The organism is Spiroplasma endosymbiont of Acasis viretata, assembly GCF_964031275.1.
In the GTDB taxonomy this organism is placed as follows: domain Bacteria; phylum Bacillota_I; class Bacilli_A; order Mycoplasmatales; family VBWQ01; genus Spiroplasma_E; species Spiroplasma_E ixodetis_A.
The window spans coordinates 1,019,344-1,039,540 of the sequence record NZ_OZ035019.1 but is presented as its reverse complement, the minus strand read 5'-3'; the positions used below and the strand labels follow the sequence as shown (position 1 = coordinate 1,039,540).

Annotated in this window: 17 protein-coding genes and 1 pseudogene; 5 read left to right on the top strand and 13 right to left on the bottom strand. The window is 23.2% G+C overall.

The features are described 5' to 3' along the window. Window position 1: 1 nt before the first annotated feature. The 3 genes and pseudogenes from AAHM96_RS05740 to AAHM96_RS05730 form a co-directional block, all read right to left on the bottom strand. Window positions 2-988 (bottom strand): OTU domain-containing protein, encoded by a 987-nt coding sequence (locus AAHM96_RS05740; protein ID WP_342272924.1) that lies wholly within the window; start codon window positions 986-988, stop codon window positions 2-4. A 239-nt stretch (window positions 989-1,227) separates the two neighbouring features. Continuing rightward, window positions 1,228-2,040, bottom strand: a pseudogene (locus AAHM96_RS05735) (IS5 family transposase). Window positions 2,041-2,282: 242 nt separating this feature from the next. Beyond that, on the bottom strand, window positions 2,283-2,483 hold the full coding sequence (locus tag AAHM96_RS05730; protein WP_342272923.1) for an IS3 family transposase: 201 nt from the start codon (window positions 2,481-2,483) through the stop codon (window positions 2,283-2,285). A 104-nt stretch (window positions 2,484-2,587) separates the two neighbouring features. On the opposite strand from AAHM96_RS05730, the gene AAHM96_RS05725 reads away from it, so the two are divergent. Next, window positions 2,588-3,565 carry an IS3 family transposase gene (locus tag AAHM96_RS05725; RefSeq protein WP_342265776.1) on the top strand — a complete coding sequence of 326 codons (978 nt, stop codon included), beginning with the start codon at window positions 2,588-2,590 and terminating at the stop codon, window positions 3,563-3,565. 407 nt (window positions 3,566-3,972) lie between these two features. Here the strand turns inward: AAHM96_RS05725 and AAHM96_RS05720 are convergent, their stop codons facing one another. Beyond that, window positions 3,973-7,041: a DNA polymerase III subunit alpha gene (locus AAHM96_RS05720; protein WP_342272922.1), complete on the bottom strand. Its 3,069-nt coding sequence runs from the start codon at window positions 7,039-7,041 to the stop codon at window positions 3,973-3,975. Between the two features lie 364 nt (window positions 7,042-7,405). On the opposite strand from AAHM96_RS05720, the gene AAHM96_RS05715 reads away from it, so the two are divergent. After that, a complete protein-coding gene (locus tag AAHM96_RS05715; protein WP_338978710.1) occupies window positions 7,406-7,696 on the top strand; it encodes an ankyrin repeat domain-containing protein in 291 nt (96 codons plus the stop codon). Between the two features lie 570 nt (window positions 7,697-8,266). After that, window positions 8,267-9,505 (top strand): IS256 family transposase, encoded by a 1,239-nt coding sequence (locus AAHM96_RS05710; protein ID WP_342273733.1) that lies wholly within the window; start codon window positions 8,267-8,269, stop codon window positions 9,503-9,505. A gap of 98 nt (window positions 9,506-9,603) precedes the next feature. Here AAHM96_RS05710 and thiI read toward each other — a convergent pair whose 3' ends face one another. The 8 genes from thiI to AAHM96_RS05670 form a co-directional block, all read right to left on the bottom strand. Continuing rightward, the gene (thiI, locus tag AAHM96_RS05705) at window positions 9,604-10,776 is read right to left on the bottom strand and encodes a tRNA uracil 4-sulfurtransferase ThiI (RefSeq protein WP_342272921.1); all 1,173 of its coding nucleotides are present in this window, start codon (window positions 10,774-10,776) and stop codon (window positions 9,604-9,606) included. 23 nt (window positions 10,777-10,799) lie between these two features. Next, a complete protein-coding gene (locus AAHM96_RS05700; RefSeq protein WP_342272920.1) occupies window positions 10,800-12,494 on the bottom strand; it encodes a hypothetical protein in 1,695 nt (564 codons plus the stop codon). Between the two features lie 44 nt (window positions 12,495-12,538). Next, window positions 12,539-13,312 carry a type III pantothenate kinase gene (locus AAHM96_RS05695; RefSeq protein WP_342272919.1) on the bottom strand — a complete coding sequence of 258 codons (774 nt, stop codon included), beginning with the start codon at window positions 13,310-13,312 and terminating at the stop codon, window positions 12,539-12,541. Between the two features lie 2 nt (window positions 13,313-13,314). Then, window positions 13,315-13,989, bottom strand: coding sequence for a diadenylate cyclase (locus AAHM96_RS05690; protein ID WP_252320291.1), 675 nt, complete (start codon window positions 13,987-13,989; stop codon window positions 13,315-13,317). Between the two features lie 213 nt (window positions 13,990-14,202). Further along, window positions 14,203-14,355 (bottom strand): hypothetical protein, encoded by a 153-nt coding sequence (locus AAHM96_RS05685; protein ID WP_338976226.1) that lies wholly within the window; start codon window positions 14,353-14,355, stop codon window positions 14,203-14,205. A gap of 666 nt (window positions 14,356-15,021) precedes the next feature. Beyond that, window positions 15,022-15,657 carry a Pr6Pr family membrane protein gene (locus tag AAHM96_RS05680; protein WP_342272918.1) on the bottom strand — a complete coding sequence of 212 codons (636 nt, stop codon included), beginning with the start codon at window positions 15,655-15,657 and terminating at the stop codon, window positions 15,022-15,024. A gap of 367 nt (window positions 15,658-16,024) precedes the next feature. Then, complete coding sequence (gmk, locus tag AAHM96_RS05675) at window positions 16,025-16,603, bottom strand: guanylate kinase (protein ID WP_342272917.1); 579 nt, start codon at window positions 16,601-16,603, stop codon at window positions 16,025-16,027. Window positions 16,604-16,617: 14 nt separating this feature from the next. After that, window positions 16,618-17,175: an RsmD family RNA methyltransferase gene (locus tag AAHM96_RS05670; protein ID WP_338976230.1), complete on the bottom strand. Its 558-nt coding sequence runs from the start codon at window positions 17,173-17,175 to the stop codon at window positions 16,618-16,620. A gap of 101 nt (window positions 17,176-17,276) precedes the next feature. Here AAHM96_RS05670 and def point away from each other — a divergent pair, with 101 nt between their 5' ends. Together def and AAHM96_RS05660 are read left to right on the top strand one after the other, a co-directional pair. Continuing rightward, window positions 17,277-17,867 carry a peptide deformylase gene (gene def / locus AAHM96_RS05665; RefSeq protein WP_342272916.1) on the top strand — a complete coding sequence of 197 codons (591 nt, stop codon included), beginning with the start codon at window positions 17,277-17,279 and terminating at the stop codon, window positions 17,865-17,867. A gap of 158 nt (window positions 17,868-18,025) precedes the next feature. Beyond that, the gene (locus AAHM96_RS05660; RefSeq protein WP_342272915.1) at window positions 18,026-19,738 is read left to right on the top strand and encodes a ribonuclease J; all 1,713 of its coding nucleotides are present in this window, start codon (window positions 18,026-18,028) and stop codon (window positions 19,736-19,738) included. 70 nt (window positions 19,739-19,808) lie between these two features. On the opposite strand, the gene AAHM96_RS05655 is transcribed toward AAHM96_RS05660, so the two are convergent. Continuing rightward, on the bottom strand, window positions 19,809-20,006 hold the full coding sequence (locus tag AAHM96_RS05655) for a hypothetical protein (RefSeq protein ID WP_342272914.1): 198 nt from the start codon (window positions 20,004-20,006) through the stop codon (window positions 19,809-19,811). Between the last annotated feature and the right edge of the window lie 191 nt (window positions 20,007-20,197).

Here is a 20,197-nt window from a genome sequence, read left to right as displayed (position 1 = left end):
ATTAATTAGTATTTGCATTAGTACTTTCTTTTAATAATTGTTGATCTCCTGTTTTTGAACTATTAATTATTTGTTTAATAAATGATTCAAAAACCAGATTAGGATTTGTAAATAATTGATCTTGATTATTTAATTCAAAAATAGATTTTTCTAATATTTCATTTTTTTGATGTGCTGGTACTTTAATTATATCTTCAATAAAAATATCAATTATAGCATTTTGTGTTTCTTCATTAATTTCTTTATCAGACAACTGATTTTTAAGTTTCAATCTAGCATTAATTAAAAAATCAGCACTTTCCTCTCTTGGAAATAAAATACTTTCTTGAAAACTATTATTACTTGAATTAACTTCAAATGAAGGCGTCACTACTTTTGTAGTTTCTTCCTCATTCCTTTTTGTTGGTGTTTGATTAGTAACATTTGAAAAATATTGATAATGTCGAGCTTGATAGTATAACTTCACCTCATTATTAGCAATTACATTATTATCTGGTTCAAATCTTTCCCTACTTGTAACATCAAAATCTTCATTAATTCTAATAATATTACAATTTAAAATATTACAAATTGCTTCAATTTCAACAGAACCTGTTATTTCGCCATTTTTTCTCATTTGTTCTAAAGTTTTTCTTATTTGTGTATCTTCACTATTGTTAGGATACAATTCTTTATTTTTTTTATTGATTTCACTTTCTAATAACATTGATCTAAAGTTAGCTTTATTATCTGGCCGTTTTGTATCTAAATTTGTTTCAATATAATCACAAATACGATTACGAAAGACTTTAACTAATTTTTCATTTTCTTTATCAGTAAAATTAAAATCAGCAAAATTAAAAATTCGTTCTCAACCGATTTCTATACCAAAAAGTGATTTATATCTTTTTTTAAATTGGTTTTTATTGGTTTTAACTTGTTCTAAATATGAAACAATTACTGCTCATAATAAACAATTGCCATCTCTTTGTACATCTTTAATTGCCATGGTAATGTGTGCTCCTTTAAAAGAAAAATAGTTACTTTAAAATAAAATAATAAACTAAAATTTTAAATAAATATATTGGGATTTTAATGCTCGTTGCTTTGCAATTCATCGCAAAATTGGTAATAAATATTACTACTTATAATATAACAAAAAAACAAAAAAATAATAGCAAATCATTATTAAAATATTATATATAAATATTTTATAATTTAATTTTATTTAATAGACTTGGTGCAAAACTAAGGTAATTCAAAATTATATATTCCTGCTATTAAATTAAATCTTAATGCAAATCTTCGTATTTTATTGCGATATTTTAAAGTTAAAATTTTAAAACGTTTTAGTTTAGCAAATACGTGTTCAATTTTAATTCTAATTTTGCTTAAAGTTTTATTGTATTCTTTTTGAATTGGTATTAATTTATTGTATTTACTTTTTTTAAATGGCAAAAATGTATTTTTATGAATATTTTGTATTCCTTGATAACCTGAATCAAAAAAAACTTGTTTTTCTGGATGAATAAAAGTTTTAGATTTTAAAAGTAATTTAAAATCATGAATGCTTCCAAAACAAAAAGCGGTTGAAATATTTTTCCATTTAAAATATCAATAATTATTTGCGATTTAAGAGTATGATGTTTGTTTTTACCCGAAAAAAGTAATTTTAGTTTTTTTTAATTCTTTCAATTGGAGTTTCAGTAGCATCAATAGCTAGTAAAGTATTATTGATTCCTTTATTTTTGATTAAATCTTTTTTGCCAGATAAATTAAAAATTCCACTTTTTATTAAAGTATTTTCAATTCAAAAAATATTACGAATGCAGCTAGTATGACTAATATTATATCTTTTTGCAATAACTCTATAACTACTATACTCTTTTCAGTATTCTAATGTCATTAATAAACGATTTTCTATTGATAATTTATTAGGTTTACCACCAATTTTTTAATTGCTTCAGCTTTTTTTAAAATTTCAACCATTTTTTGAAATGTTTGTAGTTTTATTCCCACTAAACTATAAAATTCTTGTTCATCTTTGTATTTTTTTAACATAATAATTATCACCTTTGATATTAATAATAACCGTTAAATTATTAAAATTAAAGGTTTTGCACCAAGTCTAATAAAAAATATATTATAATACTTTCCTAACAAATAAAATTAACCTATAAATAAAATATAAGGAGATTTTTAAAAATGAAAATTCAGAAACTTAAAAAAATAAATTTAATAACACTATCACTATTGATTTGGTGGTTGGCCCTTAATTACTGGACCATTTTTGATATAAAATTCTAAATTTTAATTTGTAAAATTGGTGGTTTTAGAAATTTAGAATGTATTCTTTCATAATTATAAAACATAACATATTGATTTACATCATTTATAGCTTCATTGATGGATAAATATTGATTTGATCCTTTAGGTAGTCATTCTTGAGATAAATGAGAAAATCAGTTTTCAGATAATACATTACCACCCTTGCCACTTGCCACTTAGCCCTTTTTACTAGACCATTAATTTAAAAAACCTGAATGTATTCTAAAAACAATTGTGTTATATAATTAACACTAATTTTAACCTGAAAGGATTTTTATTAATGGATAAAATTAAACAAATAGCATTAGTAATTAACAAATTAAATATCAAAGAAAAAATTAAAATTATTGATGATTGTAAAAATCAATATTCAATTAGAAACCTATGTCAATATCTTCAATTAAACAGATCAACATATTACTTTTTAAAAAATAAACAAAAACCTATTAAAAAAGAAGAAAATCATATTATTAAATGCAATCATAAATATCAAAAAATATGCCAACTTTTAATCGAATTTCATTCTACAAGAAAAGGCAGAATTTATGGATATTTAAGAATTTTTTCAGCTTTTAAAGAGTGATTAAAACAAGAAAAAAATATCATTTTAAATATAGAATTATCAATAAAACAAATGCGAAAAATTATGAAAGAACACAATATTCAAGGATTAAAACAAACTAAAAATAACTATCCTAAAAACAAAAAAAATCCAAATAAGTGAATACCTACAATGGATAAAGTAAACAAAGATTATAAAAGTACAACCTCTTCAAATCAAATTTGATCAATGGACACTAAACAAATAAATACTAAAGAAGGATGATTATATCTTTTTGTAATTATTGATTTTTATTCAAATAATGTTGTTAGTTATAATATTGCTCCTAATAAATCATATCAGGATTTAATTCTTCCTGCTCTTGAAAAAATCAACAAACAATTTTCTTGAAATCAAGTAAAAAATGTTATTTTACATTCAGATAACGCCAACGAATTTTATTGTCAAGATATCACAAAATGAGCAGAGGATAAACAAATAATTTTAAGCAAAAAACAACCTTATGATATTGGTGGTAATGTATTATCTGAAAACTGATTTTCTCATTTATCTCAAGAATGACTACCTAAAGGATCAAATCAATATTTATCCATCAATGAAGCTATAAATGATGTAAATCAATATGTTATGTTTTATAATTATGAAAGAATACATTCTAAATTTCTAAAACCACCAATTTTACAAATTAAAATTTAGAATTTTATATCAAAAATGGTCCAGTAATTAAGGGCCAACCACCAACCACCAGTGGCAAGTGGCAACTAATAATAAATTATATTTTTGTAAACATTACCTCTTCCAAAATATTGTTGAAAACTATAATCTTAAATCATTAGTACAACTAAAAATTGGAATTGTTTTTGCTATAATTTTAAGTCCAATTTTATTATTTATAACTATATTACTAATTTTTTTAAATATTTATTTAAAAATAAAAAAAGTAGATAATAACTTTTGAGATGCTATTGAAAATTGTGAAATTATTAATAATTATTATGTTCATTAATTTTTTATTTATTATTAGAAATTAAAGTAAGAAATTTAAAAACTATTGATTATATTTATTATTTAATATAGTAAGCATATAATTTTATCTATGCTTACTATAAATTTTTAATTACTCTTGATAAAATTAACTGAATATTATCATTATAAATTTCTACCTTTCCTTCCATTAAAATTACTTTATTAACTTGTAAATATTCTTGGTATATTTGATATAACTTTTCAAAAACCGTTACTTCAATAACATTAGTATCATTTTGCATTTCAAAGAAAGCCATTAATTTTTTAGTTTTAGTTTTAATTACTCTAATATTATTGATAACTCCATATACTCTAACATGTTGATCAACATAATTATTAATATATGCTAAATCAATAGCTTTATTATGAGGATCTAATTGTTCTTTTCATAGTAATTTAGGATTATATTTTAAATAAAGTCCTAATGCACGATGTTCATTAATACTATTATTATTTCAATCATCTTCTCTTTGTAACATAATTGGTTTAGCAATTAAATTAAAATTTAATGATAATTCGCCACTAGTTTCATCTTTTACCTGCACCATATTGGCATATTCTAATGCAGCATCCAAGTTTAATAATAACATTGTTCGATTTGATTGAATATCATCTAAAGCACCAGCGGCAATTAAATGTTGAATGTTTTTACGATTCAAACCAATAAATATTGCTCGAGCACAAAAATTAAAAAAATCTTGAAAAAATCCATTACTAGTACGTTCTTTAATAAGATTACTACAACTACCTTGACTCATTTGCTTAATTGCTTGTAAACTATAACGAATAGCTTTTTTAGCATCATCAATTAAAAAATCAATGCCAGAAAATTGAATTGATGGTGGTAAAACTTTAATTTGATATTTTTGAGATTCATTCAAATATTGTAACATTTTTTGATCATTACCAATAACACTACTTAATAACGATACCATAAATGCCAATGGATAATTTGCTTTTAAATAAATTAAATAATAACTAATTAATGAATAAGCAACAGCATGAGATCGATTAAATCCATAACTAGCAAATTTTTCAATATCTTCTCATATTTTCTTAACAACTCTTGATGAATAACCTCTATTAACAGCACTTTTAATAAATGAGTTTGCTTGTTCTTTCATAACTGTAGTATCTTTTTTACTAATTGCACGACGAATTAAATCAGCTTTTCCTAATGAATAACCAGCAACTTTCTGTAAAATTAATAATATTTGTTCTTGATAAATAATAATACCATAAGTTGATGCTAAATAAGGTTTTAAATCTTCATGAATATACGTAACTTTTTGTTTTCCTAATTTACGATTAATATAATCTTGAATGTACTCTTGTGGTCCAGGACGAAATAAAGAAGAACTAGCAATAATATCTTCTAAGCTATCAACTTTCATTTTAATTAAAATTTGACGCATTCCTGAAGATTCCAATTGAAAAATACCGGTTGTATCACCATTTTTAATAATGCTAAAACTTTTTTCATCATTTAAAGGAATTTGAGATAATTTTAAATTTAAAAAATAATGTTTACTTACTTGTTGTAAAATATTTTGCAAAATAGTTAAATTACGTAATCCTAAAATATCCATTTTTATCAAACCAAGAGCTTCTAGGGTTTGCATTGGAAATTGCGTTTGATAAATACCTTGAAATCCTAATTGTAATGGAATAGCAGTAACTAATGGTGCACTTGTAATAACGATTCCTGCTGCATGAGTACTAGTTTGTCGTGGAAAACCAAGAATTTCTTTGGTTAAAGTAAACAATAAAGGATACTTATTTGCATATCATGCTAATTTTGGTGATTGTTTAATAGCCATATCTATTTCAAAATTATATTGAATTGGTATTAATTTTGTCATTTCATTAATATCTTCAATATTAACTTGAAAAACTCTTCCCAAATCACGAATTGCCATTTTACTAGCAATTGTTTGAAAAGTAACAATATATGCAACATGTTCTTTGCCATATTTTTGATGAATATATTTAATAACTTCATCTCTTCTTGTATCTTCAAAATCGATATCAATGTCTGGTAATGATATTCGTTCTGGATTTAAAAATCTTTCAAAAATTAAATTATAAGCAATAGGATCAACACCAGTAATTCCTAAAACATATGCCACTAAACTACCAGCAACACTTCCTCTACCTGGTCCAACCATTATATTCTTGCTTTTTGCAAATTTAACATAATCATTAACAATTAAAAAATAATCAGCAAAACCCATTTCATTAATTACTTGTAATTCATATAAAACTCTTTTAACGTATGTTTCAGGAATTTCACGACTTTGAAAATGCGCTTCTAATCCCTGCTTACATAATTCTTGCAAATATAAATTACTAATAAGATTATTAGGGCAAGTAAATTTTGGTAAACTTAATTCTGCACTATTTGGCTTATTTTTAGGAAATTTTAAATTACATAATCAAATAACCTTTTCAATGTTTTCAATAATTTCATTTGGATAATGTTGCATTAAATCTTGTTTAGTTTTATATAAAAACTGATTACTTTTTGATAAATCTTCTGATTTTAATGTTTTTTGTTCTTTAATAGCTTGTAAAATTTGATAAATACGATGTTGTTTTTCATCTAAATATAAAACCAAATCAATTGGAATAATATTAGATGTAATCGATTTTAATAAAGTAATATTATCCATATCACTAGGTACTAAACCAAAATAAACTAGTTCATGACCTGTTGAATTTAAAATATCATAATTATTTTTAATATATCTAATATTTTTGTTATTAGCATGAATAATAACTAAAACTTCACGTGTTTGATTAAGATATTTTTTTACATCATTAGTAGTAACAATATTATTATTAGTACTAATAATAGTAGAAAGTTCTATTAATCTTTGATAACCAGCATATGAAGTTGCCATAATAGTTAATTCAACTTTATCACTAGCACTTTCTCAAACGCAATTTAAACCAATTAATGGTTTAATTTCATTCTCTATACATAAATTACAAAATTCATAAGCACCATACATTATATTTTTATCTACTAAAGATAGAACTTTTAAATTATTTTTTTTAGCAAATTCAATATAATCACTTATTTTAATAGTTGATGAAAGAAATGAATAATTAGAACGAACATTTAAATTAACTATATATTTCATACTATCCCCTACAATTCTTGAATGACTTATATTACAAGTTAATTTTAACATCATTTTATCTTGCTAGGTTATTCTTAAGTTATTGTTTTCAATACAAAACTATTTAAAACACTTAAAATAAACTTTTTTAGAAATAAAATTTATATTTTTATTTTATTTCTAAAATTTATATTAAAAAAGAAAAAATAAACATTATTTTTTTCAATAATTAATAATAAATAACTTGGAAAAATTATAATATATTTTTTGCATATTAAAACCAATAATATGATAAAATCTGCATAAACTTAATATAAGTTTTCAACTTATTACTTCATTTTAAAGTAAGTGAGTTTGTTATTTTTAATCAAATAAGGAGAAAAAAATGGACATTCAAAATATTAATTTAATAAAAGCTGCTAAAAGTGGTGATCTACAAGTAATTAAAAAAATAATTAAAAATGGTGGCAATGTTAATTATATATGCGATGATATAACCGCTTTAATATGAGCAGCGCAAAATGGTCATTTAGATGTAGTTAATATTTTAATAGATAATGATGTTAATATTTATCATGTAGTTAAAAATAGACCTGATCCTTGAATATTAAATAATATTAATGGACAAATAATTATAGCCAAATATTTAAAAACAAATGGTTATTATAACTACTAGATACTATTGAAAATGGTGATACAGCTTTAACAATAGCTGCTAAAAACAAACACCCAAAAATAGTTGAAAGATTAGCCTATGAAATTTATGAACAAGAAATAAAGCAACGATATAAATTTGGATTACCTACTATTCTTAATGTTACAACCAATAAAAATAATTTTGAAGTTAAATCTCTTCAAGAATTAGCAAATGAAGTACAAAAAATAAAAACCAATATTGATTTTAGAGAACCAAATCCATATCAAAAATTACAAATAAATTTAAAACTTGCTCAATTAGAAATTGATAAGAAAAAAATAAATGAAATCAATAAAAGAATTGAAAAAACAAAATTATTAGTAAATGAAATAAATGCAATCGATTTACAAAATCAAGCTTCAACAAGTAATCAAAATACTTATTGTAATATTTTATAGTTTACTATTAAAAAATAACAAAAAGAGTGAAGTTTCACTCTTTTTGTTATTTTTAAAGGTAATGTTTAGTAATCTGTGTAACTTACAAAAATAACTATGTTTAATTAATTCTAGTAAATATAATTAAATGACTAGAAAGAGTGAGTTACAGATGGCTAAAAAGCAAAATATTAATAATAATGATCCAATATCAAAAGCAGTAGATTTATTATTAGAAAATACTGAAGATTTAACAACAGTTTTTAAAGAGGGAGGATTGTATAAAGAATTAACAAAAAGATTAGTAGAAAAAATGTTGAATTCTGAGATGCAAAATTATTTAGGATATGATAAGAATCAACATAGTAATAGTGATAATGCTCGTAATGGTATAAGTTCAAAAAAATTAATAACTCAACAAGGTAAAATTGAGATTGATGTACCACGAGATCGCAATAGTAATTTTAATCCTGTAATAGTTGCAAAAAGACAAAGAAGATTTGATGGTTTTGATCAACAAGTTCTTTCTTTATATGCAAAAGGAATGACATTATCAGATATTAGAATGCAATTACAAGAGTTATATCATGGTGCTGATATTAGTGAAAGTGTTATTAGCCAAATTACTGATGATGTTATTGATGATGTAAAAGCATGGCAAAATCGACCATTAGAAAGTGTCTATCCGATTGTTTATTTTGATTGCATAATAGTGAAAGTACGACAAGATAAAAGGATTATTAATAAATCAGTTTATATAGCTTTAGGAGTTGATTTAGAAGGTAAAAAAGATGTTTTAGGTTTATGAATTAGTGAAAATGAAGGTGCTAAATTTTGATTAGCAAATTTAACAGAAATGAAAAATCGTGGCTTAAATGATATTCTTATTGCCTGCAGTGATAATTTAACAGGCATGTCAGAAGCAATACAATCAGTTTATCTTAAAACAGAACATCAATTATGCATAGTTCATCAAATTAGAAATAGTTTGAAATATGTCTCATATAAGCATAGAAAATCTCTAGTTGCAGATTTAAAACCAATTTATACTGCATGTAGTGAAGAACAAGCAATGCAGGCTTTAGAATCCTTTGAAAGTAAATGAAATAAACAATATCCTCAAATTGCTAAATCTTGATATAAAAATTGAGATAATTTAATGGTTTTTATTAGTTATCCAGTAGAAATCAAAAGAGTGATTTATACTACAAATGCTATTGAATCTGTAAATAGTCAATTACGAAAAGTCATCAGAAATAAAAAAGTTTTTCCAAATGATATGGCAGTTTTCAAAATATTTTACTTAGCAATTGAAAATATAACAAAAAAATGAACAATGCCCATTCAAAATTGAAATACAGCAATTGCTCATTTTATGATAAAATTTGAAGATAGAATTAATCTAAACTAGTACTTTGTAAAACAAAGATACACAGATTACATAAAAGCCTCTTTTTAAAGTAAATAAACTACAATTTATTAAAACTATTAAATTATTAATAAATTTATTTATATTTTTTCAATATCTTTAAAACTATTTATTAAAATTTGTTCTCAATCAATTATTTGCTTTAAATCATTTTCTAAAAGTTCACATTCTTTAATCTTTGGTTGTGTAACAGGGTTTTTGGGAACAAATAATGAACAACAATCAGCGAATGGTAAAATTGATGTTTCATAAGTACCAATTTTTTTAGCAAGATTAATAATATCAACTTTATCTTCGGCAATTAAACTACGCAAAATTGGTAAATTGCTAACAATATTAATAGCATTAATACTTGCTAATGTTTGTGAAGCAACCTGACCAATTGATTCACCAGTTGCTAATGCTTGAATTTTATATTTTTCTGCAAATAAACTAGCAATTCTAATAAACATTCTACGCATTAAAGTAATACGATAACTTTCTTTCTTAATATGACTTAATTCATTTTGCAAGTTAGTAAAATTGCAAATATATAAATTTTTACTACCAGCATTATAAGGTGCTAAAATTTCAACTAAAGTTTCTACTTTTTTTAATGCTGTTGGTAAAGTAAAAGGTGGATTAGCAAAATGTAAATATTGAACTTGTAATCCTCGTTTCATTAATTTATATGCTGCTACAGGGGAATCAATACCACCGCTCAATAATAATAACACTTTCCCTGAACTACCTACTGGAAATCCACCAGCACCAATAATTTTATTTGCAAATAAATAAATATCATCGTTATTAACTTTGATATTTATTTTTAAATCAGGATTAGTAACATTAACTTTTAAATCTGTTTTCTTTAAAATTATAGAAGCTATAATTTTAACTATTTGTTCTGAATTTAATGAAAAACTCTTATCACTACGACTAACAAAAAGTTTAAATGTTTTAAAATTTGTTAGATCTTGACTTAAAATTAATGATATTACTTTTTCTGATAATATTTCCATATTTTTAGCAATTCTAAAAGTAGGTGATAATGAACTAATACCAAATATTTTCACCAAAATATTAATAACATCATTCATTACATCAAGAGATAAATTGGTTAGTTCCATCCGATCATGAAAATGAATAATATTTATTTGTTTATAATCACTAATAGCATACTTAATATTTATTTTTAATTGTTTAATAAAATCAATCCGATTTTTACTTTTAGTTGTTAATTCACCATAACGAATAATAATAATTGGTACCATTTAATTTTCCTCTTTTTTAAAATTTATTCCATTAATTCCAATAATAATGTTAATGCTTTTTGATTATGATTATTAGTGATATTATTTTCAATTTCATTAAATTTACTATTAAGTTGCTGATTAATTGAACGATGACGATTAGCATAAACAAGAGTTAAATGTGATAATTTATGAATAGTAATTTCCATTTTTAATTCAGTATAAAGATGAAAAATTTTATTTTGTAAATCATTAAATTTACTAAAAGAAGAATTATCATAATTTCCATTTTTAAAATTTAAAATAGTATCATTTATTAAATATTGTAAATCACTAAACTTTTCTTTATAAATTTCATTTAAATAATAAAAATTAATATTATTTAAAATATTATCAATTTGTAACATCATTGAATTGATTTTATCAACATAAGTTTTAAATTTAATTTTTGCTTTATTTTGTTCATTCAACAATTTATTATACTCTTTTAAACTATTAAAAACAACAATACTATTTTCAAATAACGCCGCTAATAACATCACTAATGTTTCATAACTAGTATTTTTTATTGATTTTTGATGTTCTATGATTAATAAATTATCAAAATGATTAACAGTAGCAAGTTGTTTATTAATAATAGTTTCTAAGTTAGTTATTTTGCTATTTTCTATCATTTTAGAATTAATTTTATTTGAAAGAGCAATTTCATTTTTAATAGTTTCAAATATTTCATTAAAATTAAAACTCATAACTAAAAATTTTTCATAATTTTGTTTAAAAATATTATAAAATATTTGTTCTTTATCAATTTTATTACTAAAAGTGGCAATTAATTTTAATATTTCTTGAGTGTTAACCTTAGCTTTTTTGTATTGTAAATTATTAATTTGTTTATTAATAAAACTTAACTTTTCTTCAACGTTTGCTACTAATTGTTCGTATTGTAAAAGTAAAGTATTATTTATTTTTATCATTTGATATTTATTTTTTAAGGCAGCCATTTTCTGTTTAATTTCATATGTTATAATATAACGAAGTGTTGGTAAATTATCTAAAATTTCTGCCAATGTTACAACAGCAATCGCAATCTCACTTAAAATAGTAATAATTTGACTAACATTAATAGCATTAATATTTGTTTCTAATTCTTTAAACATATCATTAATTATCTTAATAACTTCATCTAATTGTTCTCGATTAAGATCGTTTTGTAAATTAATTTTGATCATTTGATCTTGTAAATAATTAAAATTTTGTTTAAAAAATAATTGATATTCTCGTAATAATTGATCAATACTAATAAAATAATCTATTTCAATTGTTAATAACTGCAACTGATTTTTTAAATTATTACTCTTATTATGCATTCTATACATTAATTTATATCTTTTTCATAATTCTTTATTATTTTGTAATTTTAAAATTTGAATATAATTTTTAAAAACCTTATTTAAATCTTTTTTTAAAAAAAGATTATAACGACTAATTCAAATTCCTAAAATAGAACTATATTGTTCATTTGCTTGTACCATTTGATTAATACGATTTAATCTTTCTTTAATATTAATATTTTGAATATATTGCAAATTTTTATAAACCATAAATTGTTTATTTTTATACGAACTAAAAATTACTAATAAACTTGTTAAAACGATAATAGTAAAAATTAATAAACTAATAATAGTTATTATAATAATTTGTGCACTAGTTAATTTATAAATTTTTATTAACATTAACATAGTTTTTTTCTCCTTTCCTTATATTTTAAATATATTAAAAGATATTAATCTTTTATTTTATTATTACTTCTAAAATATTTAATAATATCAACTAAACCTAAAAATAACATTTGTGGTTCATAAATATAACAAAAATCAAAATAAGATTTTAAAATTGGTACACTACCTCCTGTTAAAATTACAGGTAAACTAATATTTGTTTCATTTTGAATCCTAACAACTATACTATTAATCATTGCACTAAAACCATAACCATAACCAATTGATAAAGCATGATTAGTATTTTTACCTAACATTGATTGATAATGTTGCATTTCAAAATCGACAAGTAAAGCAGCATTATCAATCAATGCATCTTTACTTGTACTAAATCCAGGTCCAATAATAACGCCAACCAAAACATCATTAACAACAATACTATAGGTAGTAGCAGTTCCCAAACTAACAACTATCGCATTGTGATACTTAGTATAAGCAGCATATGATAATGCTATCAAATCACTACCTAATTGGCGATTTTCTAAATTAAGTTTTAAAGGTAAAGAACTTAGCAAATTAAAATCAACAATTAACGGTTTTAAATTATATGTAAAAACAATTAATTTTTCTATTATTATTAAAAAATTTGGAACAACACAACTAATAACAGCTTCTTCAAAATGTAATTTTTTATTTAATTTAAATGCTTTTTTCAATTGATCAATTGCAGTTTTACTTTTGGTTTCTATTACTGCTCATTGTTCAATAATTTCACTATCATAAATCATAGCAATCTTAATTAATGTATTACCAATATCTACTAATAACAAACTTTTCATTATTATACTTGTTGAACCATTTCTTTAGTTGAAGCTAATTCATCATATAGTGTACGAACAAGATTATTTAAGTTTTCAACTTGTAAAAACTTACCACTACGAGCTATTGAAACAGAACCATTAGTTTCACTGACAATAACTGATACTGCATCGGTTTGCTCTGATATTCCAATAGCAGCACGATGACGTGAACCAAATTGACTAGATATTTTTTTATTAGTTAGTGGAAAATAAGTAGAGGCACATTCAATACGACCTAAACGAATAATAACTGCACCATCATGCAATGGTGAACCTTTAATAAAAATAGACTGTAATAGTTGTGAAGTAACTTCACCATCAATTTTTACTCCCAAATCAGTATATTCATTTAATGAAACATTCCTTTCAATAGTAATTAGTGCTCCAATTTTTTCTTCTGCTAATTTAATCACTGCTTCTGCTAAAACACTTGCTAACATTCTCTTTTCTGAAGTTGCTAGTAGTTTCATATGAGATTTATTTCTTGTTGTTCATCAAACTTTTTTACCACGAATAAAAGTATTCATAACTATTAAAATAAGAATTGTCATTAATAAAGAAATGGTTATTCCAAATAAAACCGCTATTTCAGCAATAACTGTTCCAATATCTGCTGAAATTACAGTCGAAATAATATTTAACGGTAATACACTCATATTAAATACCACCATTCCTTTATTTTTTGATTCCACTACTTTAATTATAAAGTAAAAAAATTATTTTTGATATTATTAGTATAACAACTTATCATAATTTACAAAATACTCCTTTTAAATTTATTTTTAAAAGGAGTATTAATATTACTAATAATTTTAGATTTTACCTTATATAAGTTTATAAAATTATTATTTGTTAATTATCTTTATTTACTATAAATTTGGTACAGTGTTATGAACATTATTTTTATTTACTACCGATAATGTTGGTAAATTCTCATTTACTTCTGCTTTTATTAAAAAATCATTATCACTATCTTTACTATTTTCTCTTGAAGATAATTTTTGTTTTAATTGTATTATCATTTTTAATGCATTTGATAGTTTTGCTAATTCCTTTAAAGATAAAAATACTTCTTACAATATTTTTTAAGAAATGAAATTTATTAATCTTTATCAATAAAAATACTATACATTCATTATCTTTAATCATTTCTTTTCTATATTTTTTTATTTAGTTTTTATCTAATATTTTTTAAATTCTCTTTTCATAACGTAAAAATACTTTACGTTATAATCTACTTTTTAATTATAAATAGTACTTTTAGCAAATTATTTTGTTATATTCTTTGATTTAACTTTATTATTTTTATTTAAATTTATGACTAACACAATTATGCCTGTTTTGTTTTTAAAAATGAATACACACTTAAAGATTATTCTAAACCTACCTTAATTGTTAACCTTTATTATAAATTAATAATATTAGTATATTAAAGTATTCTATAATTAAAATTAACAAATATAATAATTGTAATCTCTTTTCATAAAACTATAAACCAAACGAAACACGATCATAGCAAGATTTGTTTTTTTATTTTGTCGTATCATTTAAATAATATGTATGATATTTTCGTTTTAATTGTTTTAAATTAAATAAAGTTGAAATACTAAAAATAATCAAAATAATTAATAATGCAGTTATTAATAATCATATAGCCCCTGGAATACCATAAAAAGATTTGTGAATGTTTAAAAGAAATATTGATAAGCTCAAACCTTTCCTGCTTGTCAACGAAATTCACCACGAATTAACATTATAACTGCTCAAATAACTGGATAAATATAGTACATTCACATACGCTTTTTTCAAAATTCTTTAGTTGTGAAAACACTACCTTGTTCTCTTGGCATAATAAAAAAGTAAATAATCATTATAATTGGAACTACGATATGTTGGACAATATTAGTAAATCATGCATAAAAGGTTTGTAGTTGATTTACTAAAGTTGGTAATAACATAACATTAAAAACAATACCTGTAATAGTAATAAAAGTTGTTACTGCTAAAGTCATATATTGGCCAAATCATTTACTATTAATTCTACCTTCTTGTTCTCAAAAAATAGCAGATGATATTAATCAAATAATAACAAAAACATTAGTTTGAATTGTAAAAAAAGAAAAATAATTTAAAATAAAATCTCCTTTATCTTCAGTAAATCACATTCAATTTCTAGCATCTTTTTTTTGTTGATCAGTTACAGTAATTCCATTAATTAAAGGTGATAATAATCCATATAATAAAACTGCTAGAAAAAATAAACCAAAACCTAATTTAAAATAAAATTTTCAATCCTTAATACAATCATATCAACTTAAATCCATAATATACTTCCCCCTTTGTTTAATTGTAACACTTATTAGTTTTTAATAATTTTTAATACCAAAACTTATTTCAACACTTTTTTTCTTTTAGCACTACTTATAATTTTTACTTTTTATTAATCCAAAAATACAAATTTTGGCTGATTCTGGTTACCAAAATTACAAAAAAATCATAAAAAAAATTTTTAACATTTAAAAAGTTTACAAAAAATCTATTGCTTTAAAATTAAAGAAATAGGATTTAAAATAAACTTGATATTAAGTTTATAAAATTATTGTAATATAGTTTTCTATACCATTATATTTTTATACAAATTAACATCGTTAAATGTTTTTAATATTTAATTCTAAACTATCAAATCAAAAACTAATTAATATTATTTTTAATAATATCTGTTATTTCTTTAACAGCAATATCTAAGTCATCGTTAATAACAATATAATCATATTCATGTTGAACTTTAAATTCTTCTTTTGCTTTATTTAACCTTTTCTCAATAATTGCTTCTGACTCACTAGCACGCATACGAATTCTTTGTTCTAATTCTTGATAAGAAGGAGGCATAATAAAAATACTCATAATATCATTGCGATATTCATAATTTTTTAAAACTTGACTAGCACCATCAACCTCAATTTCTAAAATAACATTATAACCTTGATTTTGCAAATTTAAAACATAACTCTTACTAGTACCATAGTAATTACCAATAAAATTTGTATATTCTAAAAAATCATTACCTTTAACATGATTTAAAAAAGTTGATACATCAACAAAAAAATAATTAATGCCATCTTGTTCTTTATTACGTGGTTTTCTTGTTGTCATCGAAACTGAATATGCTAAATTTAATGATTTATCAGCAAATAATTTAGCAATAATTGCACCCTTACCAACACCACTTGGTCCAGAAAGAATAATTAATTTTCCTTTTTTTTGTGCCATTTAGATTCTACTTTCTACTTTTCATAAAATTGAATTATTTTAATATATATTTTACCGTATTTTTTATTAGATACTACTTTAAAATGGAAATTTAATTGTAAATTTTCAAGTGGTACATTTGTTTCTAAAACAATTAAAGCATTATTAGCAAGTAAATTATTTTTATAAAAGAAATCAATAATTCACTGTTGACAAGTAATATTTACAAACGGTGGATCAATAAAAACAATATCACACTGTTGTACTAGTGTTTTACTAAAAATTTGATAATCCAAATTACTTAATTTAACTTGTTCTTGTAAATTACAAGCAAAACAATTTTGATTAATAATATTACAAGCAGCTTTGTTAATATCATTTGCAAAAGCAAATTTTGCCCCTCGTGATAAACTTTCAAGAATTAAATTACCACTTCCAGCAAATAAATCAACAACAATTTTATCTTCAAAACTACAATAATTTAACATAATATTAAAAATATTTTCTTTAATTCGATTTAATGTTGGCCGTGTTGATAAACCATCTAAAGTAATTATTTTTTTTCCTTTTAATTTTCCAGCAATAATTTTCATGTTTTCTCCAAAATTTAGTTTATAATAACTTTATCATTAAATTTGATAAAAGCAAATTAGTTTAATTTATTATTTATTACAAACTGATGAAAGGATCTGCAATGTTAAACAAATTACAAAACGAAGTACCATCAGCATCTTGAATTACTGAAGATACAAAAGCTAGTTTATTAAAACCTTGTGCTGATGTTATTTTACCCTTAACACCTAAAGATGAAAATATTATGAAACGTATGATTGATTGAGTAAAAGCATCACAAGATAAAGAATTTAATGCTAACAACATTTTAACCGAAGCTATTGGTATTGCTGCACCACAAATTGGAGAAAATATAAAAATGTATTATATTTTATTACCAATTCCTGATAAAAATGAAAAGATTATTTACTATGAACATGCATTAATAAATCCAAAAATCATTGGTAAAAGCGAACAAATAGCTTATTTAAAAAAAGGTGAAGGTTGTTTAAGTGTAACTAATCACCCTCATGAAGGTTTAGTTCCACGTAGTTATAAAATCAACGTTACAGGTTATGACTATTTAAAAAAGAAAAAAGTAACTTTAATTGTTAGAGGTTATGAAGCAATTGTTTTTCAACATGAGCAAGACCATTTAGAAGGAAAACTCTTTTATCATCACATTAATAAGGATAATCCTTGACTTAATGATGATAAATGGATTATGATATAAAGTAGAATGATAAACTTAAGTTTTTAAATTGTTTTATTATAGTTAAATATAATATACCAAATAAGTAATAAGTAAAAACATGATTAAATTCATTACATTTTTTTATGTTATGTTTTATGTTATTTTCTTATAATTTTAATGAATGAAGGAGAAAAAATATGAGTGATACATCGACAAAAAATACTATACCAGTTAAAAAGTTCGTCACGAAAATCTTTGCGCTTGGTGGGCTAGAAGAAGTTGGAAAAAATACTTATGTAATTGAACAAGATAATGAAATTATTATTATTGATGCTGGAGTAAAATTTGCTGATGCTTCTATGCCAGGAATTGAAGCAGTAATTCCTGATTATAGCTACCTAAAAGAAAATAAACATAAAATTAAAGGAATATTTATTACTCATGGTCATGAAGATCATATTGGTGGTATACCATACTTATTAAAAGAAATTAGTGATATTCCGGCTATCTACGCTCCTAATTTAGCAGCAGCTTTAATTCGTCATAAAATTAAAGACAAAGGGATAAAATCAAAAATAAAAATAAATATTGTTGATGGTAATAGTAAAATTAAAACTAACAGATTTATTATTAGTTTCTTTGCTGTTAATCATTCAATTCCTGATGCATATGGAATTTGTGTAGAAAATTCAAATGGAACTGTTGTAACAACAGGTGATTATAAATTCGATTGAACACCTTTAGGTCATAAAGCAGATATTGATAAAATGGCACAAATGGGTCAAAAAGGAGTAACATTATTTTTAGCAGATTCAACCAATGCTGAAGTACCCGGTTATACAATGACAGAAATGCTTGTTGTTAAAAGAATTAGTGAAATATTTGCTAAAGCGAAGGGCAGAATTTTAATTTCTACTTTTGCTTCTAATGTACACCGTTTACAACAAATTATTGAAGTTGCAACAAAACATAATAGAAAAGTTATTGTTGTTGGAAGAAGTTTAGAAAGAATAGTTAATGTTATTCGTCAAATGGGACATTTAAAAGTTCGCGATAGTTCATTTATTAAAGCAGAAGAAGCTAAAAAATATGATAATAATCAAATTGTTATTATTTGTACGGGTTCCCAAGGTGAACCAATGGCAGCATTATCAAGAATTGCTAATCGCGAACATCGTCAAATAAAAATTATACCCGGTGATACAGTAATATTCTCTTCATCGGCAATTCCTGGTAACCGTGCTGACGTTGAAAGAGTAGTTAATAAACTAACACGACTTAGTGCGATTGTTGAAGAAAATTCACCATTAAATTGATTACATACTTCTGGTCATGCTTCACAAGAAGAACAAAAACTAATGTTAAATTTAATTAAACCATCATACTTTATGCCAATGCATGGTGATTATAGAATGTTAAAAGTTCATAAAGAAACAGCTGTATCAATTGGAATCCCTGAAGAAAATATATTTATTTGTGCTAACGGTGATCCAATTATTATGGATAATGGTAAATGTTCTTTAAGTGATAAACGCATTGCTGCTGATCCTATTTATGTTGATGGTGGTAAAGATATGTCAGGAGTAACAACTGCTGCAGTAATCCGTGATAGAGAAATTCTTTCTAAAGATGGTTTAATTGCAATTGTTATTTCTATTGATTCACAAAATAATAAATTATTAGCACCACCAACGTTTATTTCTCGCGGTTCTTTCTATGTTCGCGATGCAGCACCTTTAGTATCTGAAGCAATATCATTATTAACAAAATCTATTAATGAAGTATTAAAAAGCGAAAGACCTACTTTTGCCACAATAAAAAATGCTATCAAATCAACATTAGCACCTTATATATTTAAAAAGAAAAGAAGAAACCCTTTAATTATTCCTGTTATATTAAATAAAAAATAGTTTTTAAAACTATTTTTTATTTTTTTGATATATTTTATTAAAATAATTAGCATTGAGTATGATGTTATTATTAAGGGTTAATTATTAATTCTTCTCCTACAAAAATCATAACTTCACCGATTTTAAATCTAACTGTAATTTTATCAGTGGCTATAAAATTACCTGTTGATTTATCATTTTTTGTTACTAATAATTTTAGTGAACCTTTATTTAATAATTTTTGGATTCCAAAGATTGTTTTAACATTATCTTTAGAATTATCTAACATTGAAGTCAAATCACTCTTAATTTGAAATTTACTTACTGATTGGCCTATTTTAAATTCACTTTGAAAATTACTATTAAAATCTGTTTTTTAAATAAAAATCATTTTTCTGTGTTACTGTATTTAAATCAACATTAATATTTGAAATAATAGTAGTTACATTATTTAATTCTGTTTCATTAAAAATAGCATCT